The organism is Nocardia sp. CA-129566 (genome assembly GCF_050956075.1).
Taxonomy (GTDB): domain Bacteria; phylum Actinomycetota; class Actinomycetes; order Mycobacteriales; family Mycobacteriaceae; genus Nocardia.
Genome location: NZ_CP192085.1, coordinates 2,447,323 through 2,466,473, shown reverse-complemented (window position 1 = coordinate 2,466,473; position 19,151 = coordinate 2,447,323). Strand labels below are relative to the sequence as shown.

Annotated in this window: 19 protein-coding genes; 8 read left to right on the top strand and 11 right to left on the bottom strand. The window is 68.0% G+C overall.

What is annotated here, in order from left to right; translation table 11 throughout:
• Positions 1-275: 275 nt before the first annotated feature.
• The gene (locus ACQP0C_RS11000; RefSeq protein WP_433732829.1) at positions 276-2,501 is read right to left on the bottom strand and encodes a protein kinase domain-containing protein; all 2,226 of its coding nucleotides are present in this window, start codon (positions 2,499-2,501) and stop codon (positions 276-278) included.
• Between the two features lie 245 nt (positions 2,502-2,746).
• Here ACQP0C_RS11000 and ACQP0C_RS10995 point away from each other — a divergent pair, with 245 nt between their 5' ends.
• Positions 2,747-3,649: a hypothetical protein gene (locus tag ACQP0C_RS10995; RefSeq protein WP_433732828.1), complete on the top strand. Its 903-nt coding sequence runs from the start codon at positions 2,747-2,749 to the stop codon at positions 3,647-3,649.
• Here the strand turns inward: ACQP0C_RS10995 and ACQP0C_RS10990 are convergent.
• Both ACQP0C_RS10990 and ACQP0C_RS10985 read right to left on the bottom strand, forming a co-directional pair.
• Complete coding sequence (locus tag ACQP0C_RS10990) at positions 3,646-4,311, bottom strand: response regulator transcription factor (RefSeq protein WP_355187822.1); 666 nt, start codon at positions 4,309-4,311, stop codon at positions 3,646-3,648. The genes ACQP0C_RS10995 and ACQP0C_RS10990 overlap by 4 nt on opposite strands.
• 165 nt (positions 4,312-4,476) lie before the next feature.
• Positions 4,477-5,679 carry a sensor histidine kinase gene (locus ACQP0C_RS10985; RefSeq protein ID WP_433732827.1) on the bottom strand — a complete coding sequence of 401 codons (1,203 nt, stop codon included), beginning with the start codon at positions 5,677-5,679 and terminating at the stop codon, positions 4,477-4,479.
• A gap of 198 nt (positions 5,680-5,877) precedes the next feature.
• On the opposite strand from ACQP0C_RS10985, the gene ACQP0C_RS10980 reads away from it, so the two are divergent.
• From ACQP0C_RS10980 to ACQP0C_RS10970, 3 genes are read left to right on the top strand one after another with little or no spacing between them, the layout of a single operon-like run.
• Entirely contained in the window at positions 5,878-6,639 is a 762-nt protein-coding gene (locus ACQP0C_RS10980; protein ID WP_433732826.1) for a hypothetical protein, read from the top strand.
• Positions 6,636-8,090: an alpha/beta-hydrolase family protein gene (locus tag ACQP0C_RS10975; RefSeq protein ID WP_433732825.1), complete on the top strand. Its 1,455-nt coding sequence runs from the start codon at positions 6,636-6,638 to the stop codon at positions 8,088-8,090. Before ACQP0C_RS10980 ends, ACQP0C_RS10975 begins: the two co-directional genes overlap by 4 nt.
• Positions 8,091-8,150: 60 nt before the next feature.
• Positions 8,151-8,597, top strand: coding sequence for an SRPBCC family protein (locus ACQP0C_RS10970; RefSeq protein ID WP_433732824.1), 447 nt, complete (start codon positions 8,151-8,153; stop codon positions 8,595-8,597).
• Positions 8,598-8,737: 140 nt separating this feature from the next.
• Here ACQP0C_RS10970 and ACQP0C_RS10965 read toward each other — a convergent pair whose 3' ends face one another.
• A complete protein-coding gene (locus tag ACQP0C_RS10965; RefSeq protein ID WP_433732823.1) occupies positions 8,738-9,325 on the bottom strand; it encodes a TetR/AcrR family transcriptional regulator in 588 nt (195 codons plus the stop codon).
• 107 nt (positions 9,326-9,432) lie between these two features.
• Here ACQP0C_RS10965 and ACQP0C_RS10960 point away from each other — a divergent pair, with 107 nt between their 5' ends.
• Positions 9,433-10,338 (top strand): SDR family NAD(P)-dependent oxidoreductase, encoded by a 906-nt coding sequence (locus ACQP0C_RS10960; protein WP_433732822.1) that lies wholly within the window; start codon positions 9,433-9,435, stop codon positions 10,336-10,338.
• Between the two features lie 107 nt (positions 10,339-10,445).
• Here the strand turns inward: ACQP0C_RS10960 and gatA are convergent, their stop codons facing one another.
• A complete protein-coding gene (gene gatA, locus ACQP0C_RS10955; RefSeq protein ID WP_433683520.1) occupies positions 10,446-11,972 on the bottom strand; it encodes an Asp-tRNA(Asn)/Glu-tRNA(Gln) amidotransferase subunit GatA in 1,527 nt (508 codons plus the stop codon).
• On the bottom strand, positions 11,969-12,268 hold the full coding sequence (gene gatC / locus ACQP0C_RS10950) for an Asp-tRNA(Asn)/Glu-tRNA(Gln) amidotransferase subunit GatC (protein WP_354955764.1): 300 nt from the start codon (positions 12,266-12,268) through the stop codon (positions 11,969-11,971). Before gatC ends, gatA begins: the two co-directional genes overlap by 4 nt.
• A 262-nt stretch (positions 12,269-12,530) precedes the next feature.
• On the opposite strand from gatC, the gene ACQP0C_RS10945 reads away from it, so the two are divergent.
• A complete protein-coding gene (locus ACQP0C_RS10945; protein ID WP_433732821.1) occupies positions 12,531-13,181 on the top strand; it encodes an amino acid-binding protein in 651 nt (216 codons plus the stop codon).
• A gap of 16 nt (positions 13,182-13,197) precedes the next feature.
• Here ACQP0C_RS10945 and ACQP0C_RS10940 read toward each other — a convergent pair whose 3' ends face one another.
• Positions 13,198-13,707: a GNAT family N-acetyltransferase gene (locus tag ACQP0C_RS10940; protein WP_433732820.1), complete on the bottom strand. Its 510-nt coding sequence runs from the start codon at positions 13,705-13,707 to the stop codon at positions 13,198-13,200.
• A 350-nt stretch (positions 13,708-14,057) separates the two neighbouring features.
• Between ACQP0C_RS10940 and ACQP0C_RS10935 the strand changes: the two genes are divergently transcribed.
• Complete coding sequence (locus ACQP0C_RS10935; RefSeq protein ID WP_433732819.1) at positions 14,058-14,195, top strand: hypothetical protein; 138 nt, start codon at positions 14,058-14,060, stop codon at positions 14,193-14,195.
• Between the two features lie 79 nt (positions 14,196-14,274).
• Here ACQP0C_RS10935 and ACQP0C_RS10930 read toward each other — a convergent pair whose 3' ends face one another.
• Both ACQP0C_RS10930 and ACQP0C_RS10925 read right to left on the bottom strand, forming a co-directional pair.
• Complete coding sequence (locus ACQP0C_RS10930; protein WP_433732818.1) at positions 14,275-14,619, bottom strand: hypothetical protein; 345 nt, start codon at positions 14,617-14,619, stop codon at positions 14,275-14,277.
• A gap of 759 nt (positions 14,620-15,378) precedes the next feature.
• Complete coding sequence (locus ACQP0C_RS10925) at positions 15,379-16,623, bottom strand: AAA family ATPase (protein WP_433732817.1); 1,245 nt, start codon at positions 16,621-16,623, stop codon at positions 15,379-15,381.
• Positions 16,624-16,799: 176 nt separating this feature from the next.
• On the opposite strand from ACQP0C_RS10925, the gene ACQP0C_RS10920 reads away from it, so the two are divergent.
• Positions 16,800-17,165 (top strand): hypothetical protein, encoded by a 366-nt coding sequence (locus tag ACQP0C_RS10920; protein ID WP_433732816.1) that lies wholly within the window; start codon positions 16,800-16,802, stop codon positions 17,163-17,165.
• On the opposite strand, the gene ACQP0C_RS10915 is transcribed toward ACQP0C_RS10920, so the two are convergent.
• Positions 17,152-18,234 carry an S-adenosylmethionine:tRNA ribosyltransferase-isomerase gene (locus ACQP0C_RS10915; protein WP_433734505.1) on the bottom strand — a complete coding sequence of 361 codons (1,083 nt, stop codon included), beginning with the start codon at positions 18,232-18,234 and terminating at the stop codon, positions 17,152-17,154. The genes ACQP0C_RS10920 and ACQP0C_RS10915 overlap by 14 nt on opposite strands.
• A gap of 116 nt (positions 18,235-18,350) precedes the next feature.
• Positions 18,351-19,049 (bottom strand): SDR family oxidoreductase, encoded by a 699-nt coding sequence (locus ACQP0C_RS10910; protein WP_433732815.1) that lies wholly within the window; start codon positions 19,047-19,049, stop codon positions 18,351-18,353.
• Positions 19,050-19,151: the final 102 nt, after the last annotated feature.

Below are 19,151 nucleotides of genomic sequence, written 5' to 3'. Positions count from 1 at the left end.
CTGAATGGCGCGCTGGCAGCCTCCATTTGGCTGTCCGAGCAACTACCACTGTCACGCGATGAGCGCTGCTTGGCCCCGGTCGACCAGGGCAGAGCATTCGCCGCTCGACTGCCGCAACGCGCACCGAGAGCCCGATTCGGTTGTCCGACAGGCAACTACGGTTGCACTGTGTCACGCGATGAGCGCTTCCTCTGCCCTGGTCGACCGCGGCAGAGCATTGGCCGCTCGACTGACGTAACGCACATCGTAGTCCGATTCGGTTGTCCGACAAGCGATTACAGTGGAGCTGCGGCCCACCAGGCGATGAGGGCGTCTTGAGCGGAGGTGGTCGGGGGGATGGTCGGGGCGACGCCGGAGGTGCCGTAATTGCTCACGTAGACCAGGAAATTCGAGCGGGCGGGGTCGGATTCGAAGCTCACCACCAGTTTTGCGGTGTGGTAGTAGGGCTGTAGTGGGCCCGGCGGATCCTCGACTGTCCATCGGTGGGTATTGACCGGGACTCCGTCCTTCTTCTCCGCGGTCGCGATATTGGCAGGTAGGGCTTGGACCACGGCGCGTGCCTCGGCGGCGGAGGCGTATTCGAGGATCGTGTAGCTCATCTGGGTGGTGGACTGCGTCTCGCGATGGCATTCCCACGCGCCGACCCATGGACTGGATTTCAACGGTTCGTCCTGGAGCCGCAATTGATCGCCGGGCTTCGCGGCGAAACAACGGGCGTCTTGATAGGCCTCACCGTGGTTGTCCTTGCCCTGCGGCACCAGGTTCGGGAAGAGCTTGCGGCTCTTGGCCATGGCATCGAGCGCGGCTGCCGTGGCGGTGGTGGTGGCAGGTGGGGGCACCGCCGCATTGTTCGGCTCGTCGGACCGCCAGCCGACGGCAACGAAGGTGCCGATGACGGCGATCACCGCGACCACGATCGCGCAGGCCATCCAGCCGAGCATCACCGCCGTACCGCGGTTGTGCTCCGGCATCGGATGGGGGCCACCGCCATTGGGCCCGAATGGCGCCGCAACCGGTGCCACGGCGCCGGGCGGCATCGGCGGACCCGCGGTAGGTGGTGGCCCCTGAGTCGGTGCACCTTGCGACGGCTGGCCAGGCATCGGCGGCACCGGAGCGGGCTGGCCCGGCGCAGGTGCGGCTGGGGGCGGCACTTGCGACGGCTGGCCCTGCACCGGCGCACCTTGCAATGGGGCCCCTTGTGCCGCGGGTACTCCAGCCTGCGGCGACGCCTGAAGCGCCGGTGCTGCCGAATAGGCCCCGGGCTGCGCTGCCGCCTGCGGGGGCACCGCCACCGGATAAGCCCCGGCCGGCGGCACCGCCCCTGCTCCCGGCTGTGGCGACGCCTGTTGCGCCGGATAAGCCCCGGCCGGCGGCACCGCGCCTGCACCCGGCTGTGGCGACGCCTGTTGCGCCGGATAAGCCCCGGCCGGTGGCGGCGACGGATAACCCCCGGCCTGCGGTGGCGCGCCATATCCGGCGTGCCCGACGGCCTGCGTGGACTGTATGAACGCACCCTGGTCCGCGGGCGCACCGAATGCCGGTGCGGGCGCAGCGGATCCGACGGGATTCGGCAGGCTCGCCGGGTACCCGGGGACGGGATAGCCGGGATGCGCCTGCACGGTGGCGACCGGCGGCGCGGTCAATGCCGTGCGTGCCGCGGCGGCGAATTCGACACAGGTCGCATACCGGTGCTCGGGACGCTTGGACATCGCCTTGGCCAGCACCCCGTCCAGCGCCGGATTCAAACCTTGCCGCCGGGCCGCCAGCGGCGCGGCGAGATGCTGCAGATGCCCGCGAATGATGTCGTTGGGATCGGGCGCGTCGAACGGGGCCATGCCAGTGAACAACCAGTACAGCGCGCACGCCAGGGAGTACTGGTCGGTGCGGTTATCCAACTTGGCGCCGGTCATCTGCTCCGGCGATGCGTAGGACAGTGTCGCGCTGAACATCCCGGTCTGGGTCAGGTGCGTGGAATCCTCGCGCAGCCGGGCGATGCCGAAATCGGTGAGGAAGACCCGCTCGCCCTGCCCACCGCTGGAACGGGCCAGCAGGAAGTTGGCGGGCTTCACATCCCGATGCAGTACTCCCATGCCGTGCGCGTAATCCAGTGCGGCCGCGACGCCCTCGATGATCTGCACCGCTCGCTCCGGCGGCAGCGTCATCGGGTCGACGGTCGCCGCGTCGACGCCATCGATGTACTGCATGGAGATCCAGAGCTGGTTGTCCTCGGAGCCGCGGTCGTAGACGGCGACGATATTCGGATGGTCCAGATGCGCCGCCAGATCGGCCTCGCGCTCGAACCGCGCGCGCACCTCGGCGTCGGCGAACAGCTCGCGATTCAGCAGTTTCAGCGCCGTCTGCTTACCGAGGCGGGGGTGTCGGGCCAGATACACCGAGCCCATACCGCCCTGTCCGAGCAGCCGCTCCACGGTGAACCCGGCGAACACCTCACCGCTGTTCAGCAACGCGACCCCCTTCAGGTGACTGCGGCCCTCGGACATCGGTCGTCCGAGTGCGTAAACAGAGTTGTGAGCCTACCGGGTAGCCCGTTGGCCACGCTGTTTCGAATTCTCCGCGAAAATCGGCGAAACTATCAACAGGGCCGCAGCGCCGCGTCAGTTGTCCCGATGGACCGACGCTGATGGCCCCACGTCCGGTCACCGACCGGACGGGTGTGACGAGGATGTTTTTTGCACCGCCGATGGAACAACGGGTGTCTTGTTGTGGTGGTGGGGAGGACACGGCGGTGAGGTCTACGAAAACGATGGCGAACTACCAGGTGATGCTGCGCGGTGCGGCACTCACCGCATTGCTCACTCTTGCCTCCTGTTCGCTGTTGCCCGGCACCCACAGCGCCCCTGCGGAACCGACGCTACCCGTCGAACGGCCCGGATCCTGGCATCCGGGCTGGTCGATTTCGCGGCCCGATTCGCTGGCCGCCGATTTCACCCAGTTGCAGCCGAATCTGCCGGGCCAGGTCGGGATGGCGATCATGCCGGTCGGCGGCGGCCGGATGACCATCTTCGGCGACTGGACCACCGGCATCGCCTGGTCCACCATCAAGGTCCCGCTGGCCATCGCGGCGCTGCGGCACGATCCGACCGGCGCCGCCGAGTACGCGCACGAGGCGATCACCGTCTCGGACAATGATGCCGCCGAGGCGCTGTGGCAGTCCCTCGGCGACGGTGAAGAGGCCGCCCAGGCCGTCCAGGAGGTCTTGGACGAGGCCGGTGACGCGCTGACCAATGTGTCCGGTCCGAAGACCAGCCTGGACTACACCGCGTTCGGCGCGACCGAATGGACACTGGCCAATCAGGCCCGCTTCGCCTCGCAGCTACCGTGCCTGCCCGAGACCGACACCGTGGTCAGCCTGATGGAGCAGATCACACCGGAACAGCGATGGGGCCTCGGCACGATCGAGGGCACCGAATTCAAGGGCGGCTGGGGCCCCGACGACGAAACCGGCGTCTATACGGTCCGCCAATTCGGCTTGGTGCCGACCCGATCCGGCCTGGTCGCGGTCGCCCTTGCCGCACAGGCGGATTCGGGCACCTTCGAGGATGCGACCGCCCTGCTCGACCGGCTGGCCCGGCTGCTCTCGCGGCATCTCGATGATCTCAATGGCGGTAAGTGCCAGAAGCCGCGCTAGCCCGGAGTGACCAGCCCGGATTCGTAGGCGAGCACGACGGCTTGGGCCCGGTCGCGCAGATTCAGCTTCGAAAACACCTTGGAGACATGGGTTTTCACGGTCTGCTCGGCGACGTAGAGCGATTCGGCGATCTCGGTATTGGACATCCCCTTGGCGATCAGCTCCAGCACCTCGCGTTCGCGCGGGGTCAGCGCCGCCAGTGCGGGTGCGGGTTTGGCGCGGGCCGCGGTGCGGCGGCGGGTGACATCGGCGATGAGCCGCCGGGTGACCGTCGGTGCGAGCAGCGCCTGACCGTCGGCGACCACGCGCACGGCCCGTACCAATTCCTCGGCAGGAGCGTCCTTGAGCAGGAATCCGCTGGCGCCGATGCTCAGTGCCTCGTAGACGTAATCGTCGATATCGAAGGTGGTCAGCATGAGCACCCGCACCGGCGGGTCGAATCCGGCGGCCAGAATGGCGCGCGCGGCGTCGAGTCCGTTCATCTCCGGCATGCGCACATCCATCAGCACCACATCCGGACGCAGCCGCTTGGCCTCGGCGACGGCGACCTTTCCGTCGGGCGCGTCGCCGACCACGCTGATATCGGATTGGGCGGCGAGCAGGGCGCCGAATCCCTGGCGCACCATGGCCTGGTCGTCGGCGATCAGAACGGTTATTGCCACCAGGACAGCCTATCCGCCGCTCCGCGTACTCTCGCCATGCGAGTCGGGCTTCGTATACGCCACCTCAGGTGCGCGGCAAGTTCGAGGCGTACCCGGTGAGCTACCCGTGGGCTTTCGAAATCGATTGCCCTGTAGCCATTTCAGGGCGCGTCTGAGCGATGCCCCTCACCGGTCCGTGGCGTCAGCGACCGCGGCGGCCATCGACGTGTCGAGCACCGGCCCGGATGTCGCAGCGATCGGCAGATGTGCCTGGACTTCGAACCCGCCGTCCGCCCGAGGACCCGCGGACACCTCCCCACCGACCGCCAGTGCGCGTGCCCGCATTCCGGCCAGGCCGTGGCCGCCATTGCCGACCGGGCGGGCCACGGTGGCGCTGAGGTCATTGCCGACGCTCAGATGCAGTGCGTCGGTGCCGATCACCACCGATACGCGGACCGGAGCGCCCGGCGCGTGCCGGGAGGCATTGGACAGCGATTCCTGGACGATCCGGTACAGCGCGAGGCCGACCGACTCCGGAACCAGATCCAGTAGCCCGTCGACGGTCCAGTCGATGCGCACACCGGCGCGGCGCGCGGCCTCGAACAGGCCGAGCACATCGGCGGCCTTCGGCTGCGGCGCGTGTTCGGGCAGTTGACCGTCGCTGCGCAGCACGCCGAGCATGCCGCGGATCTCGTTCAAGGCCTCGCGGGCGGTCGCGCCGATGGATTCGAATTCCGCGCGGGCGGCCGGGGTCACGCCCTCGACCCGATACGGCGCGGTCTGGGCCTGCACCACCACCAGGGACATGTGGTGGGCGACCACATCGTGCAGGTCGCGGGCGATGCGTGCCTTCTCCTCGAGAATGGCGCGCCGGGCCCGCTCCAGCTCGTTCTCCTCCTCTTGGGCCAGCAGCTGCTTGCGCGACTGCACCAGCCAGCGCACCAGCATCGCGAACAGCACGACCGCGGCGAAGGCGATCGGCCAGGCCCACGCACCCCCGGAGAATCCGCCGCCGTCACCGGACATCGTCGCGGCCAGTAGCAGCGAGGTCGCGCCCCAGGCGACGGCGACGATCGGCACCGGCGCACGCACTGCCACCGCGAACAGCAGCACGAACAGGCACAGGATGTGCACGACCTGAATCGGCAGCTCATTGCCCGGCTGATGCGGTATGGCCAGCGCGATGATCAGTGCCGAACCCGCCGATATCGCCCAGCCGAGCGCCGGGTTGAGCCGGATCAGCAGGACCGGGAAGGCGGCCAGCGCGGCGATGAACGGCTGCACCGCGACCGGGACGACGTGGGTGAGGTGCAGCGTCGGCCACGCGACGGCGAAGAAGATCACCGCCACGAGCACGGTGCACGCGTCGAACCACATTCGCGCGTTCATCCCTCTGATCCCGGCACGCCGTTTTTCCATGTCTACGACAGTAGGAACCCGAGCGGTCCAGGTCCTCATACCCACGGGTGAAATCCGCTCCAGTACCGCAGGGGGAGCCCGCGCAGACGCTCCCCCGATGGCACGGGGCGAGAAACCGCACCCCGGCGTGAGGTGGTGCGGCGGGCCGGATTCCTAGCGTCGAGCACCATGAGCACACCGAACACCGCGAGGCAGGCCGACGGCGGGGCGCACGACGCCCGAGCGCAACCCATCGTCCGGCGCTGCGCCGCATTGACGGCGGCCGCGCTGACCACCGTGGCGGCCACCATTGTGCTGGCGCCCGCGACGCACGCCGCCACCGTGCACCGACCGGTGGAAAACGCCGCGGCCGGTGCGGCGGTCGTCGACCTGACCTCGGGTGGGCCGGGCTCGGCCGCCGCGATTCCCGCCGATTTCGCGGACCGGTTCGACTATCGGCCGACTGTCGTCGACGGGCTGCTGGTGAATCCGAACGGGGACTGCTCGTCACCGGTGACATTGCCCGCCGAATTCGAAACCGCTTGTAAGGCCCACGATCTGGGCTACGACCTGTTGCGGTACGCGGGCGAGCGCGACCAGCCGCTGACCGGCTGGGCCAGGCAGGCCCTCGACGCGACCCTCGCCACGCATATGCACGAGGCGTGCGCGAGCCGCGAGGACGCGTTCTCCCGCGCTCGCTGCAATGCGATGGCGAGCATCGCTTACACATTCGTCGATCTGAATTCGCGACGGCAGGACTACGGGGTGCCGGTGCTCGAATCCGGACTCGGTGCGCAGAGTTCCGAGAGCGGCGGCGGGTGGCTGGCATGGCTTGCCGGTGTCGTCGGTCTCGGGGTGGTGCTTGCTGGTGTTCTGCCGTCCGCCCAGCGGCGGGCCGGAGTCCGGACACCCGTGTCGAATCGCATTGGTGCGCAGGGGGTTCAGGCGTGAGCACATTGACAACGACCAGACCGGCCGCCACCGCGCGCAATGCCGCCGGGGCGGCGAGTCCGAATGACCGGTCACCTCGATATGGCTGTTGGAAGACATTGGTCGGCAATGGGTTTCACCGAGCGCTGCGGCCACGCATCGGCACGACGCTCGGCATTGGTCTCGGCACAGTCATATCGCTCGCACCCGGTCTGCTGCCGCGCACTCCGAGCGCCCAGGCCGTGCTGACCGGACTGCTGGCCGCCATCGGACTCGGCATCGCGGGCATTCTTCGAATTACGATGCGGTACCGGGATTTCGATATCAACCGTCGGCTGACTCGGTTTCGGACACCACTGCTCGGTCTGACCGCGATCGCGATCCTCGGCACGGCCGCGAATGCTAGTCATTGGCAGAACCAGCTGCGCACGGCGATGGACACGACGCTCATCGGCCCGGGGTACTGGCTGCACTGGGCCCTGATGTCGGCGGTGATCGTCGGCACTTGCGCCGGAATCGCCCGGGTCACGGGGTGGATCGCACGGCGACTCGGCTGGATGCGCGGTATCGCGGTTACCGCGGTCACGGCATCGATCCTCTATCTCATCGGCGTGCCCGCGGTAGTGGACTGGCGGCGCAGTGCCTATGCCACCGCCAATGCGACGATCGATCCCGAACTGGTGCAACCGGTTTCCTATACCCGCTCCGGAAGCACCGAATCGGCCATCAGCTGGCCGTCGCTGGGCGCGGAGGGCCGCAAGTTCGTCGCCGGATCGCCCGCCGGACCGGTCCGGGTGTATGTCGGACTCGACTCCGCACCCGATCTCGATTCCCGGGTGGTCCTCGCGATTCGGGAGCTGGAACGCTCCGGCGGACTGGAACGCTCGAATATCGTCCTCGCGGTACCGACCGGGTCGGGGTGGATCGATGCGAATGCGGTCCGCGGCTTCCACGAACGCTTCGGCGGCGACGTCACCCTGGTCGGCATGCAGTACTCCTATGCCCCGAGCTGGGTAACCTTCCTCTTCGGCCGCGACGATGCGATCGCCTCCGCACGTGCGCTCTTCACCGCCGTGCAGCGGCGTATCGGCGCACTCGACCACAAGCCCCGGCTCTACGTCTATGGGCAGAGCCTCGGCGCGCTCGGCGGCAGCTCGATCTTCGCCGACGACGCCGACCAGGACCGCCGTACCTGCGCCGCGCTCTGGGCGGGTCCGCCCGCCGGTCAGGTGCATCATGCGGGGGCGACGGTGCTGGCCAATAGCTCCGATCCGGTGGTGCACTGGTCGCCGTCGCTGCTGTGGCGGGCTCCCGAGCTCCGTGATGTCCGCGTGGATGCCCCTGTCCCGCAATGGCTTCCGGTGGTCAGCTTCCTGCAGACCAGTGCCGACCTGCTCGCCGCACTGCACGCGCCGCCGGGCCACGGCCACCGCTACGGCACCGACCAGGGCACTGCCATGGGCACCTGCTGATCGGCGACCGTGCAGCTCGGAGGCTTGATCGCCCTTAGAACTTGTTCTAGTTTACTGATCATGCCCTTTGTCATCGATGCCACCGTCGAGATCGACGCCCCCGCCGAACTGGTGTGGCAGGTGATCACCGACCTCCCCCGCTACGGCGAGTGGAACCCCTTCTGCATCGAAGCCCGCAGCACGCTCGTCCCCGGCGAACCCATCGACATGCTGGTCGCGCTGTCCGGTTCCGGTCCGCGACGCCAGCGCGAATGGATGGTTTCGCACACCCCGGGCACCGAATTCAGCTACTCGATGAAACCGGTCCCGCTCGGCACCCTGCACAGCCTGCGCTCGCACAAGGTCACCCCACTCGGCCCGGACCGCACCCGCTACGAATCCCACTTCGAACTCGCGGGCTGGCTACACCCCCTCGTCGTCGCCCTGCTCGCCAAGAACCTCCGCCGCGGCTTCGCCGGCATGACCGAGGGCATCGAGCGCCAAGCCGAATCCCTGCGCTCCCACTGACCTCCCGCGCACTCGCCACGCATATCGCTCCCACATACCCTCCGCGCTCACACACAACGACTCACCGCACAACACGCCGGGTGGCACACACGAAGGTCTGCGAGAGCAACAACGAGGACGGTGGGGGGCGGCCTTCGGGGTTAGGGGGCGAGGTGGGCTAGGGCGGCGTCGAGAGTGGCGTCGGCGTAGTTCTGGGTGAGGCCGGGTAGGCCCAGGGCCCAACGGGTCTGAATCGGGCCGAGGAGCAGATCGATGGCGATATCGACGTTCAGGTCGGCGCGGAGTTGGCCCGCGCGCACGCCCGCGGCGAGGCGTTCGGCGATGGCGGCGCGTTGGGGCAGCAGCAGTCGCTCGCGGTAGGCGGCGCCGAGTTCCGGATCCTGTTGGATTTCGATGTACATAGCGCGGAGGAAGGCCTCGAAGCTCGGATCGGTGAGTTCGGCGATCGCGCCACGGACCAGCTCACGCAGGTCAGCATGGATGTCGCCGGTGTCCGGGAGTACGAGACCGTCCGGGCCCGAATAGAGTTCGAGCATTGCGTCGAGTACGACGGCACCCTTCGACGGCCACCAGCGGTAGATCGTCTGCTTGCCGACTCCGGCCCGGGCCGAGATGGCCTCGATGCTCAACTTCGCATAGGGCAGCTCGCGGATCAGTTCGGTGGCGGCGGTGAGGATCGCGGCGCGGGCACGTTCGCTGCGCCTGGCTGCGCTCGGTGTTTCGGCCATATCGAGACTATACCAACAACGAGACGCAACGTCTCGTCTTGACAACACCGAATCCGCTTGGCATCTTTGTCGAACGAGACGGAGCGTCTCGCGACGAAAGGATCGACATGACCAGAACCTGGTTCATCACCGGCTCCAACCGCGGACTGGGGCGTGCGTTCACCCTCGCCGCGCTCGCCGATGGCGACCGTGTTGTCGCGACCGCTCGCGATCCGCGGTCCATGACCGATATCGACAGTGACCGATTGACGGTGCTGCCCTTGGATGTTCGCGACCGCGACCGCGCGATCGTCACCGTGGACCAGGCATTCGCGATAGCGGGCAGTATCGATGTGATCGTGAACAATGCTGGATACGGTCTGGTCGGCGCGGTCGAGGAACTCACCGAGGCCGAGATCCGCGCCCAGATGGATACCAATTTCTACGGCGCGCTGTGGGTTTCGCAGGCGGCGGTACCGCATCTGCGCACACAGGGATCGGGACACATCGTGCAGATCTCGACGGTCGGCGCGGTGGGCAGCCTGCCGCTGTTCAGCATGTACAACGCGAGCAAATGGGCGCTGGAGGGTTTCGGCGCGTCACTCGCGGATGAGCTGCGGCCCTTCGGTATTCACGTCACGCTGGCAGAGTTGGGCGGCTTCGACACCGATTGGGCGAAGTCGAGCATGAAGTTCGCGACGGCGCTCCCAGCGTACGACGAACTGCGCAGCGGCATCCTCGGCATGGCGAACTACCCGGACCCGACTGTGCCGCTGCCGGTCACCGACGAAGCGACCGATCTCGCCCCGGCAGGCCAGACCGAGACCACCGCCGAAACCGCGGCGGACGGCGCGGCCGAATGGGTCGAGGCGGCACCGGAAGTGGCCGCGGCGGAGTTGATCGCGCTGGTGAACATGCCGAATCCGCCGGTGCGCAAGGTGATCGGACCCGGTGCGCACCAGATGGTGGCGATGGCACTGGATCAGCGGCGTCAGGACTATCTGACGGATCCGGAGTTCATCTGGCCCGCCTAGCGACCATCGAGCGGTGAATAGCCGTGCACCGAGCCCCCGGTCCCGTCGAAATCCGAGGTATCGAGACCAAACCGGGGTCTCGGGCCAATATCACTCACTATGGGCCGTCAGGCGACCGGTCCCCGCGCGGCCTCGTACGCCGCACCGACGCGGTACAGCCGATCGTCGGCGAGGGCGGGCGCCATGATCTGCAGGCCGACCGGCATGCCGTCGTCCTTGCTCAATCCCGACGGCACCGACATGGCCGGATGTCCGGCCAGATTCGTCGGCAGGGTGCACAGGTCCGACAGGTACATCGCCAGCGGATCGTCGACCTTCTCCCCGAGCTTCCACGGGGTGAACGGGCTCGTCGGGGAGATCAGGACGTCGACCTGCTCATAGGCCTTGTCGAAGTCGCGGGCGATCAGCGTGCGCACCTTGAGCGCCTGACCGTAGTATTCGTCGTAGTAGCCGGCCGACAGTGCGTAGGTGCCGATCATGATGCGGCGCTTGACCTCCGGGCCGAATCCGGCCGCGCGGGTGGCGGCCATGACCTGCTCGGCGCTGTGGCTGCCGTCATCGGCGACGCGCAGCCCGTAGCGCATGGCGTCGAAGCGCGCCAGATTCGAGGACACCTCGCTCGGCAGGATCAGGTAGTAGGAGGCCAGCGCGTATTCGAAGTGCGGACACGACACCTCGACCACCTCGGCGCCCAACTCCTTCAGCACCGCGACCGCAGCGTCGAAGGATGCGATGACGCCGGGCTGGTAGCTGTCGGAGTGGAGTTCCTTCACCACACCGACTTTCACGCCGCGCAGATCACCGGTGGCGCCCTGACGCGCCGCGGCCACCACCGGCGGCACCGGCACATCGCGGGAGGTGGAGTCGCGCGGATCGTACCCGGCGACCACCTCGTGCAGCAGCGCGGTGTCGAGCACGGTGCGACCGCACGGGCCGCCCTGGTCCAGCGATGACGCGCACGCGACCAGACCGAACCGGGAAACGGTGCCGTAGGTCGGCTTGGTGCCGACGGTCGCGGTCACCGCGGCGGGCTGCCGAATCGACCCGCCGGTATCGGTGCCGATCGCCAGCGGTGCCTGGTGCGAGGCCAGCGCGGCCGCCGAGCCACCGCCGGAGCCACCCGGAATCCTGGTGGTATCCCACGGATTACGGGTCGGGCCGAAGGCCGAGTTCTCGGTGGAGGAGCCCATGGCGAACTCATCCATATTGGTCTTGCCGAGGATCGGGATGCCCGCGGCGCGCAACCGAGCGGTCAGTGTCGCGTCGTAGGGCGCGACCCAGCCCTCGAGAATTTTCGAGGCGCAGGTGGTCGGCATATCGGTGGTGGTGAAAACATCCTTGAGCGCCAACGGAACTCCGGCCAGCGGCGAGGCGGGCGCATCGCCAGCGGCCAGCGCGGCGTCCACCGCGGCGGCCGCGCTGAGCGCCTCGTTCCCGGCCACGTGCAGGAACGCGTGGTACTCGCCGTCGACGGCGGCGATCCGATCCAGATGCGCCTGGGTGACCTCCACCGAGGTCACCTCACGGCCGTGGATCTTTGCCGCCAGTTCGGCAGCCGACAGTGCCGTCAGGTCGGTCCCACCCGTCTCCCGACCGCCGCCCCCCACGGAATCGCTACGCGATGCTGCACTCATTCGCCTTCTCCCAGGATCTGCGGAACCACGAACCGCTGGTCTTCGACCGCGGGAGCGCCGGACAGCGCCTCCTCCGGGGTCAGGCACGGAACGACCTGATCCGGACGCGTCACATTGGTCGCCGGATTCGGCGACGCGGTCGCGGGCACATCGGCGGCGGCGACCTCGGAGACGGTCCGCACGTGACTCAGGATCGAATCCAACTGACCGGCGAACTGATCGAGTTCGGCTTCGGACAGGGCGAGCCTGGACAACCGGGCGAGGTGTGCGACCTCGTCGCGGGAGATGGCGGGCACCGCGGACCCCTTTCGGCGTGGTTTGAGCTTGGTGAACGGCCACCGAACAGCCTAGCGACCATCTATCGCACAATTTTCACAGGAGCCGGGAGTGCGACGACACACCCCAACCACTAGCGTGACACGCCGCATCCGCGCGAATTCGCGGTGTGGCATCCGTCACTGGCTGTACTTCGAGTCGATAACCGGGACTCGGGGGTGTAAGTATTGCGTGACCCGGGTATTCGTTTCAGAGCCTCGGCCGCCAAGGAAAGGAACGCGCGTGTCATACCTGCTCCGCGTGCAACTTCCGGATCGACCGGGAAGCCTCGGTGCGCTCGCACTCGCACTGGGCTCCGTCGGCGCCGACATCCTCTCCCTCGACGTGGTCGAGCGGGGCGCGGGTTTCGCGGTCGACGACCTCGTCGTCGAGGTGCCGCAGGGTGCACTACCGGACACCCTGATCACCGCCGCGGAATCGATCGGCGATGTGCACGTGGACTCCATCCGCCCGTACTCCGGCGTGCTGGACACCCATCGCGAACTCGAGCTGATCGACCAGGTCGCCAGCGCTCGCGACGACCGACTGCAGGTGCTCGTCGACGGCGTGCCGCGGGTGCTGCGGGTCGGCTGGAGCACCATTATCGATATTGGTCCGCAGGGCGCCTACCGCGTCGTCGGCAGCCAATCCGCGCCGCAGACACAGGCCGGTTCGGCGCCGTGGATGCCACTGGAGAAGCCCGCCGTCCTCGATCCCGAGGCCGATTGGGTGCCGCAGATCTGGCGCGATATGGACACCAAACTCGCCGCCGCGCCGCTCGGCAATACCGGCAAGGTGCTGCTGCTCGGGCGCCCCGGTGGACCCGACTTCCGTCCGTCCGAGGTCGCGCGGCTCGGCTACCTGGCGGGCATCGTCGCGACGGTGCTCGGCTGAGCCCGCCCGCCGCGGATCAGGACGAAAGATCCAAGCGCAGCACGGTCAACCACTCTCCCGCCTCGGTCGTCCAATCCCGTTCCGGCGCAGGGACGAAACCGAAACGGTCGTAGATCCGCCGCGCATCGACCATGGCGGGCATGGTGGTAAGTACCACGGCGTCAAAGGATTCGGCACGGGCCAACTCGATGACGGTGCGTATCAATGCCGTTCCCGCGCCGAGGCCGCGCGCCGATTTCGAGACGGCGAGCATGCGGAACTCCAGCTCACCCGTCCGGGCGATATCGGCATACGGCGTACCGGGCCGGGCGATCGCCAGCGCGCCGACCACCCGACCCTCGCGCACCGCGACGAGCACCTGGGCCGCGTCGGCGCGACGGGCGATATCGGCGAGATCGGTGACATAGGGGCTACCGGCGCGCACAAAGCCTTCACCGACGTAGACCTGGACCGTCAGGTCCCCGACCGCGTCGTATTCATCCGGCCGAGCGGTTCGAATGACGAGCTCGGCGTCGTTCGCATCCATACCCGCATCCTCCCACCGGCCCAGCAGCCACACGGCAACAACTAGGCTCAATACTCCCGTTGTGGGCCTGGCCTGGCAGTCCGTACCCTGGGATATCGGCTGGTGTTCGATCCCGGCACGGGGGGAATGATGGGCGCGCGATGGCTTGGGATAGCGGGGCTGGCAGCGTCTGTTGGGGGTCGCTCCTGGACGTGGCTTATGCCTGGTTGCTGAAGCCTTGGCGGCTGCCGCTCGCCGTGCTCGGGCGGAGCTCGAGGAGCGCCTGAAGCGTGGCGGCACCGACCTGAAGCAGGTCCTCACCGACGCCGAAGCTGGCCTGGCCGGGCTCTGTGCTGTTTGTGGTGGGAATCGTGGCGTTGCTGGTGGTGGGATTTCGTGAGGAGCGCCGGATGTGGCCGGAAATCGAGCGGATGGAGGAACTCGCCGACCGAATGCGTAAGCAACGCGAGCAGAATGAGCGGATGCGCGAGCAACGCGACGGGCAGTGACGTGGTTCGAGGACACCGCCCCGACGCCATCTGACGATGCGGAATCACCGCCACTCGACACCAGAAGTCACAGACCAGGTCAGGAACCGAGACCCGGACGCGCGCCCGGATGCGAGAGCTGCCAGCGTTCGGGTTTGCCGGACGGATAGACGACCGGGATGAGATCACCGATCGCAGGCCAATCGTTCACATCCCAGGCCATGCGGCCGTAGACCACAGTGCCGGGCACCGACGGCCCGGTCAGATTGCCGGTGATGGTCACATATTGCGCACCGGTCGCATCGGGCCGCGGACTCACCCCGGTGACATACAGCGTCCCCGACTCCGGATTCGCCAACCGGAACCCGTTGCGCCCACGCAGGTAGACCATGACCAACGCCACCAACGCGCCGACAACGATCACCAGCATCGCGAACTCCACCATGGCACCCATGCTATTGGTCCTCGCACGGACGTCGTCGGTGCTGCCGGATGCAGCGGGTGATCGATGCGCGGCACCGCCGGGCAGTCGCCGCACCGCCGGGCCGTCGCGGCACCGCCGGGCAGTCGCCGCACCGCCGGGCCGTCGCGACACCGCCGGGCCGTCGCCGCACCGTCGAGCCGTCGCGACACCGCCAGGCAGTCGCGACACCGCCAGGCAGTCGCCGCACCGCCAGGCAGTCGCAAAACCGCCAGGCAGTCGCCGCACCGTCGAGCCGTCGCCGCACCGTCGAGTAGTCGCCGCACCGCCAGGCAGTCGCCGCACGGCCGGGCAGTCGCCGCACGGCCGGGCAGTCGCCGCACGGCCGGGCAGTCGCCGCACCGTCGGGCAGTCGCGACACCCGCCAGGCAGTCGCGACACCGCCAGGCAGTCGCCGCACGGCCGGGCAGTCGCCGCACCGTCGGGCAGTCGCCGCACCCGCCAGGCAGTCGCGACACCGCCAGGCAGTCGCCGCACGGCCGGGCAGTCGCCGCACCGTCGAGCAGTCGCCGCACCGCCAGGCAGTCGCCGCACGTCGGGCAGTTGCCCCACCGCCGGGCAGTCACCGCACGGCCGGGCAGTCGCCGCACCGTCACGCGATCGCGGCACCGCCGGGCCGCGGCACCGCCGGGCAGTCGCGGCACCATCAGGCGATCGCGGCACCATCAGGCGGGCGCGGCACCGGCGCGGCACCGGCCATGACCGATGACACGCTTCGGCGGACTACAGCGCGGCGAGCTCGCTGGTGCCGTGTTCGGTGCGACGGATCTGCCAGACGGCGGTGCGGGTGCGCTGCGAGCGGCCGTTCGCCCGGTCGATCAGTGCGCGATTGTTCGTTGTGAAGATCAATTGCGCACCACGGGAATTCGTCTCCGGATTCTGGAAGAGCTGGATCAGTCGGTCGGTCTCCTCGACCGGCAGCTGCGCGCCGATATCGTCGATCGCGAGCACTCGACCGGAGTCGAGCGCGTCGAGCATGGTCGGCAGCAGCCGCAGCATCGACAGTGTCGCGGCGGATTCGTCGGTGATATCGAAGACGGCATCGATCCCGGCGTGTACCAGGCCGAGCCCGACGCCGCGGCGCTCGACCATCCTGGTGTAGAGGGCATCGCGCGCGGCCTTCAGATTGCCGAGTTCGCGTTCGAGCATGACCTCGGTGATGCCGTTATCCCGCAGCAACTGGTCGGCGTGGCCCGGCGAAGTGGCACAGAGCTCCACCTGTTTGGCCGTCCCCGCGATATCGGCGTCGAGTTCGCGCAGATAGTCCACGTACATCGGATCGGGTTCGGCGATCAGCAGATCGGTAATGCCGAGTTCGGCGGTGCGCAGCAGCATGAGCAGCCGCACCGCATGCTCCGGGGCGGCGGAGAGATGGCTACCGAGCCGATGCGCCACCGCCGCGGCATCGACGGCACCGTGCTGCACCTCGAGCATTGCGGAGAACCACCGATACGCGGGCACCAGCGCCTCGGCATACATCTGCCCGGCGAGACTGAGCAGCAACGCATTCGGGCGCACCAGCGGCAGCAATGCCGCGATACCGTAGCGCGCGGCCTCGAACATCGGGCCGATCTTGATCTGTTCGCCATTGCGCTCGAAGACGATTCGCTTGCGCGAGCGGGGATGGGTGTAGAGCCATTCGGCCGTCACATCCGCATTGTCCAACCGGAACCCGTAGGTGTACGGCACGCCCTCCGCGACGAAGCTCGCGACGAATTCCGAAGGGCGATCCGGGAATCCGCGATGCGGCGCGCGCACTGGCCCGGCATATGGATCCCAGCCGGTCACCGAATTCAGCACCGCGTCGCGCATCTGCCCCAGCGCATCGATCAGGTTCGTCTTGCCCGCGGCACTCGCACCGTGCACCGCCGTCACCGGCACCGCGACCGGACCACTCCCCCGGCTCAATCGCAAGTCCTGCCGTTCGGCCAGCGATCTGTGATTCGTCACCTGAAAACTGCGCAGCATCCCGCCATCCTGTCGGTTCGCCCGCCCGTGCGCGACACCGACACCCGGTCCGGCCCGGACCGGTATCGCACGCGGGGCTTCCGGCGGACAAATGCGCACGTCACGCGTTACCATGCAGGCGCCGCGGCTACCCGCTGGCATCTGCCGGAATTGTATTGATGAGGGATGGTTCAACGATGGAACTCACGGTTCGTCGTCTAGTGGCCCGCAGCTCCGTCGCTGCCGCGCTCGCACTCGGCCCGCTCGTAGTACTCGGCCCGCCGCAGGCCGCCGCCGAGGCGCCCTGTCCGGACGGTTCCGCCCGGATCTTCTTCCACGACGAGACCAATACCTGCCAGAGCGGCGGCACCTACAGCTTCGACGGCACGCCCGCGCTCGTGAAGGTGTGCTCGGTGGGCAAGGTCGAAGTCACTGTCGATACCACCATCCAGAAGAGCCGGACCAAGACCAGGACCGACCATCTCGATCTCAGCAACGGTCAGTGCGGACGGGTCACGGTCGGCGGCCAGCTCGACTCCACCGTGACCATTACGCCCTCCTAGGTCCGAACAGCAGCGCGCTGTCGCCGAATTCGTGCCACAGATAGCCGGTATCGAGAGCGGTGGCGTAGGCCTCGTGCACGCTGGCCTCGCCCGCCACGGCGACGAGCAGATCCAGATGTGATGCGCCGGGAGCGTGCCAGCCGGTAATGATCCCGTCGACCACGCGGGCGGGCGGCTGTGGCCCCAGGACCAGTTCGGTCCATCCTCGAGCCGGATGCACGAGGCCGTGGTGATCGGCGGTGGTCTCCAGCGCTCGGGTCACCGTGGTGCCGACCGCGATGATGCGACCGCCCGCCGCCTTGGTGTCGTTCACCAGACGTGCGGTCGTCGCCGGTATCGCGAACCGCTCCGGGCTCGGCGGTTCGCCCGCCTCGGGCGAGGAGACCCCGGTGTGCAGGGTGATCGGCGCGATCGCCACACCGGAGGTCACCAGATCGAGCACCAGTCGTTGGGTGAACGGGCGTGCCGCGCTCGGCATTTCGGCACTGCCGGGAATCCGGCCGAATACCGTCGTGTAGTAGGACGGCGACCAACGCTGTGGCACATATGAATAGGTGATCGGATAGCCGTGGGTCGCCAGCAGCCAGGTGGGATCCGCGCTGAGTTCGGCGATCCAGAGTCGGCGCGCACCCGGTAGCCAGGGTTCGCGGAGGGTGGCCGTGGCGCCCTCGGGCAGCTGGAGCTCATTGCCCGCGTAGAGATCACCCGCATACGGCGTACGTTCGCGGGTGCGTACCTCCACCACCCAGAGTCCGTCGCAGCCGCCGAAGGTATCCGGTGGACCGCTGGCCGACGTCTCCGCATCGACGGACGCGTTGAGCCAGGTGGACAGGTGCAGGGTGATCGGTGTGCCGTCGAGAACGCCGTCGACCGCGGCGGCCAGGGTGGACGAATTGTTCACCACCACCAAGTCACCCGCATGCAACTGCTGTGGCAGCTCACGGAATACGGTGTGGGTGAGGCGATCCCCCGCCACCAGCATCCGGACCTCGTCACGGGCCAGACCACGTGCCTCCGGCGGGGCGATGGCGTTGCGCTCGGGCGGCAGTATGGCGGGCCATTCGCTCAGCGCCGCAGGCCCGCCCGTCACCCGACCACCACCCCTCACCGAATCGCTTCGCGATGCTGTCGGCCCACCCGTCTCCCGACCACCACCCCTCGCCGAATCGCTTCGCGATGCTGTCGTCATCTGGTGACCCCCGCGGTGAAATCGGCCACGGTATAGCGGCCGTTCTTCGGTCGCTGCTCGATCAGTCGCAAGAGCGCGGGCACCACGATCTCGGGCTCCGGACGATCGGAGATATCGTCGCCGGGAAAGGCGGCCTGGTGCATTTCGGTGCGCATATCGCCGGGATCGAAGGCGTAGATCGACTGGTCCGGATGTTCGGCGCCCAGAATGGCGGTGAGCTGGTCGAGCGCCGCCTTCGAGGAGCCGTAACCGCCCCAATCCGGATACGGTTCGACGCCCGCGTCGGAGCTGATGTTCACCGCGACCCCGTCCGCGCCGAGCAGCGGCAGTGCGAATTGCAGAACCGCGAGCGGGGCGATGACATTGGTGCGGTACACCAGTTCGAGCTCGTTGAGCGGATAGTCCGCCAGCCGCGGCATCGGACTGGGCCCGAGCCTGCTCGCATTGTTCACGAGCAGGTCGAGATGTCCGAACCCACCGGCGATCTCGGCCAGTTCGGCGCGATGCGCCGGATCGGTGATATCGCCGGGCACCGCGAGAAAGGCTTCGCCGAGTTCGGATTCCACCCGTTCGAGCCGGTCGGCGCGGCGGGCGGTGCCGATCACCCGCCAGCCGCGCGCGATCAGCGAACGCGCAAGAGCCAGACCGAATCCCGCCGAAGCACCGGTGATCAGAGCGGTAGAGCGGTGAGTCATATCAAATCTCCTGATAGTTACCTACCAGTCGATCGTGATACCTCGAGCTAGGTTCAGGTCAAGCACAGTTCGCCGACGGCATACGCGGCCGATCACCCCCTC

Coding starts and splice junctions, on each gene's coding strand:
- ACQP0C_RS10970 (WP_433732824.1), top strand. CDS start 8,151: ATGCCCTTTGTCATCGATGCCACCGTCGAGATCGACGCCCCCGCCGAA.
- ACQP0C_RS10910 (WP_433732815.1), bottom strand. CDS start 19,049: ATGACTCACCGCTCTACCGCTCTGATCACCGGTGCTTCGGCGGGATTC.
- ACQP0C_RS10920 (WP_433732816.1), top strand. CDS start 16,800: ATGGAACTCACGGTTCGTCGTCTAGTGGCCCGCAGCTCCGTCGCTGCC.
- ACQP0C_RS10925 (WP_433732817.1), bottom strand. CDS start 16,623: ATGCTGCGCAGTTTTCAGGTGACGAATCACAGATCGCTGGCCGAACGG.
- ACQP0C_RS10985 (WP_433732827.1), bottom strand. CDS start 5,679: ATGAACGCGCGAATGTGGTTCGACGCGTGCACCGTGCTCGTGGCGGTG.
- ACQP0C_RS11000 (WP_433732829.1), bottom strand. CDS start 2,501: ATGTCCGAGGGCCGCAGTCACCTGAAGGGGGTCGCGTTGCTGAACAGC.
- ACQP0C_RS10960 (WP_433732822.1), top strand. CDS start 9,433: ATGACCAGAACCTGGTTCATCACCGGCTCCAACCGCGGACTGGGGCGT.
- ACQP0C_RS10980 (WP_433732826.1), top strand. CDS start 5,878: ATGAGCACACCGAACACCGCGAGGCAGGCCGACGGCGGGGCGCACGAC.
- gatA (WP_433683520.1), bottom strand. CDS start 11,972: ATGAGTGCAGCATCGCGTAGCGATTCCGTGGGGGGCGGCGGTCGGGAG.
- ACQP0C_RS10965 (WP_433732823.1), bottom strand. CDS start 9,325: ATGGCCGAAACACCGAGCGCAGCCAGGCGCAGCGAACGTGCCCGCGCC.
- ACQP0C_RS10940 (WP_433732820.1), bottom strand. CDS start 13,707: ATGGATGCGAACGACGCCGAGCTCGTCATTCGAACCGCTCGGCCGGAT.
- ACQP0C_RS10930 (WP_433732818.1), bottom strand. CDS start 14,619: ATGGTGGAGTTCGCGATGCTGGTGATCGTTGTCGGCGCGTTGGTGGCG.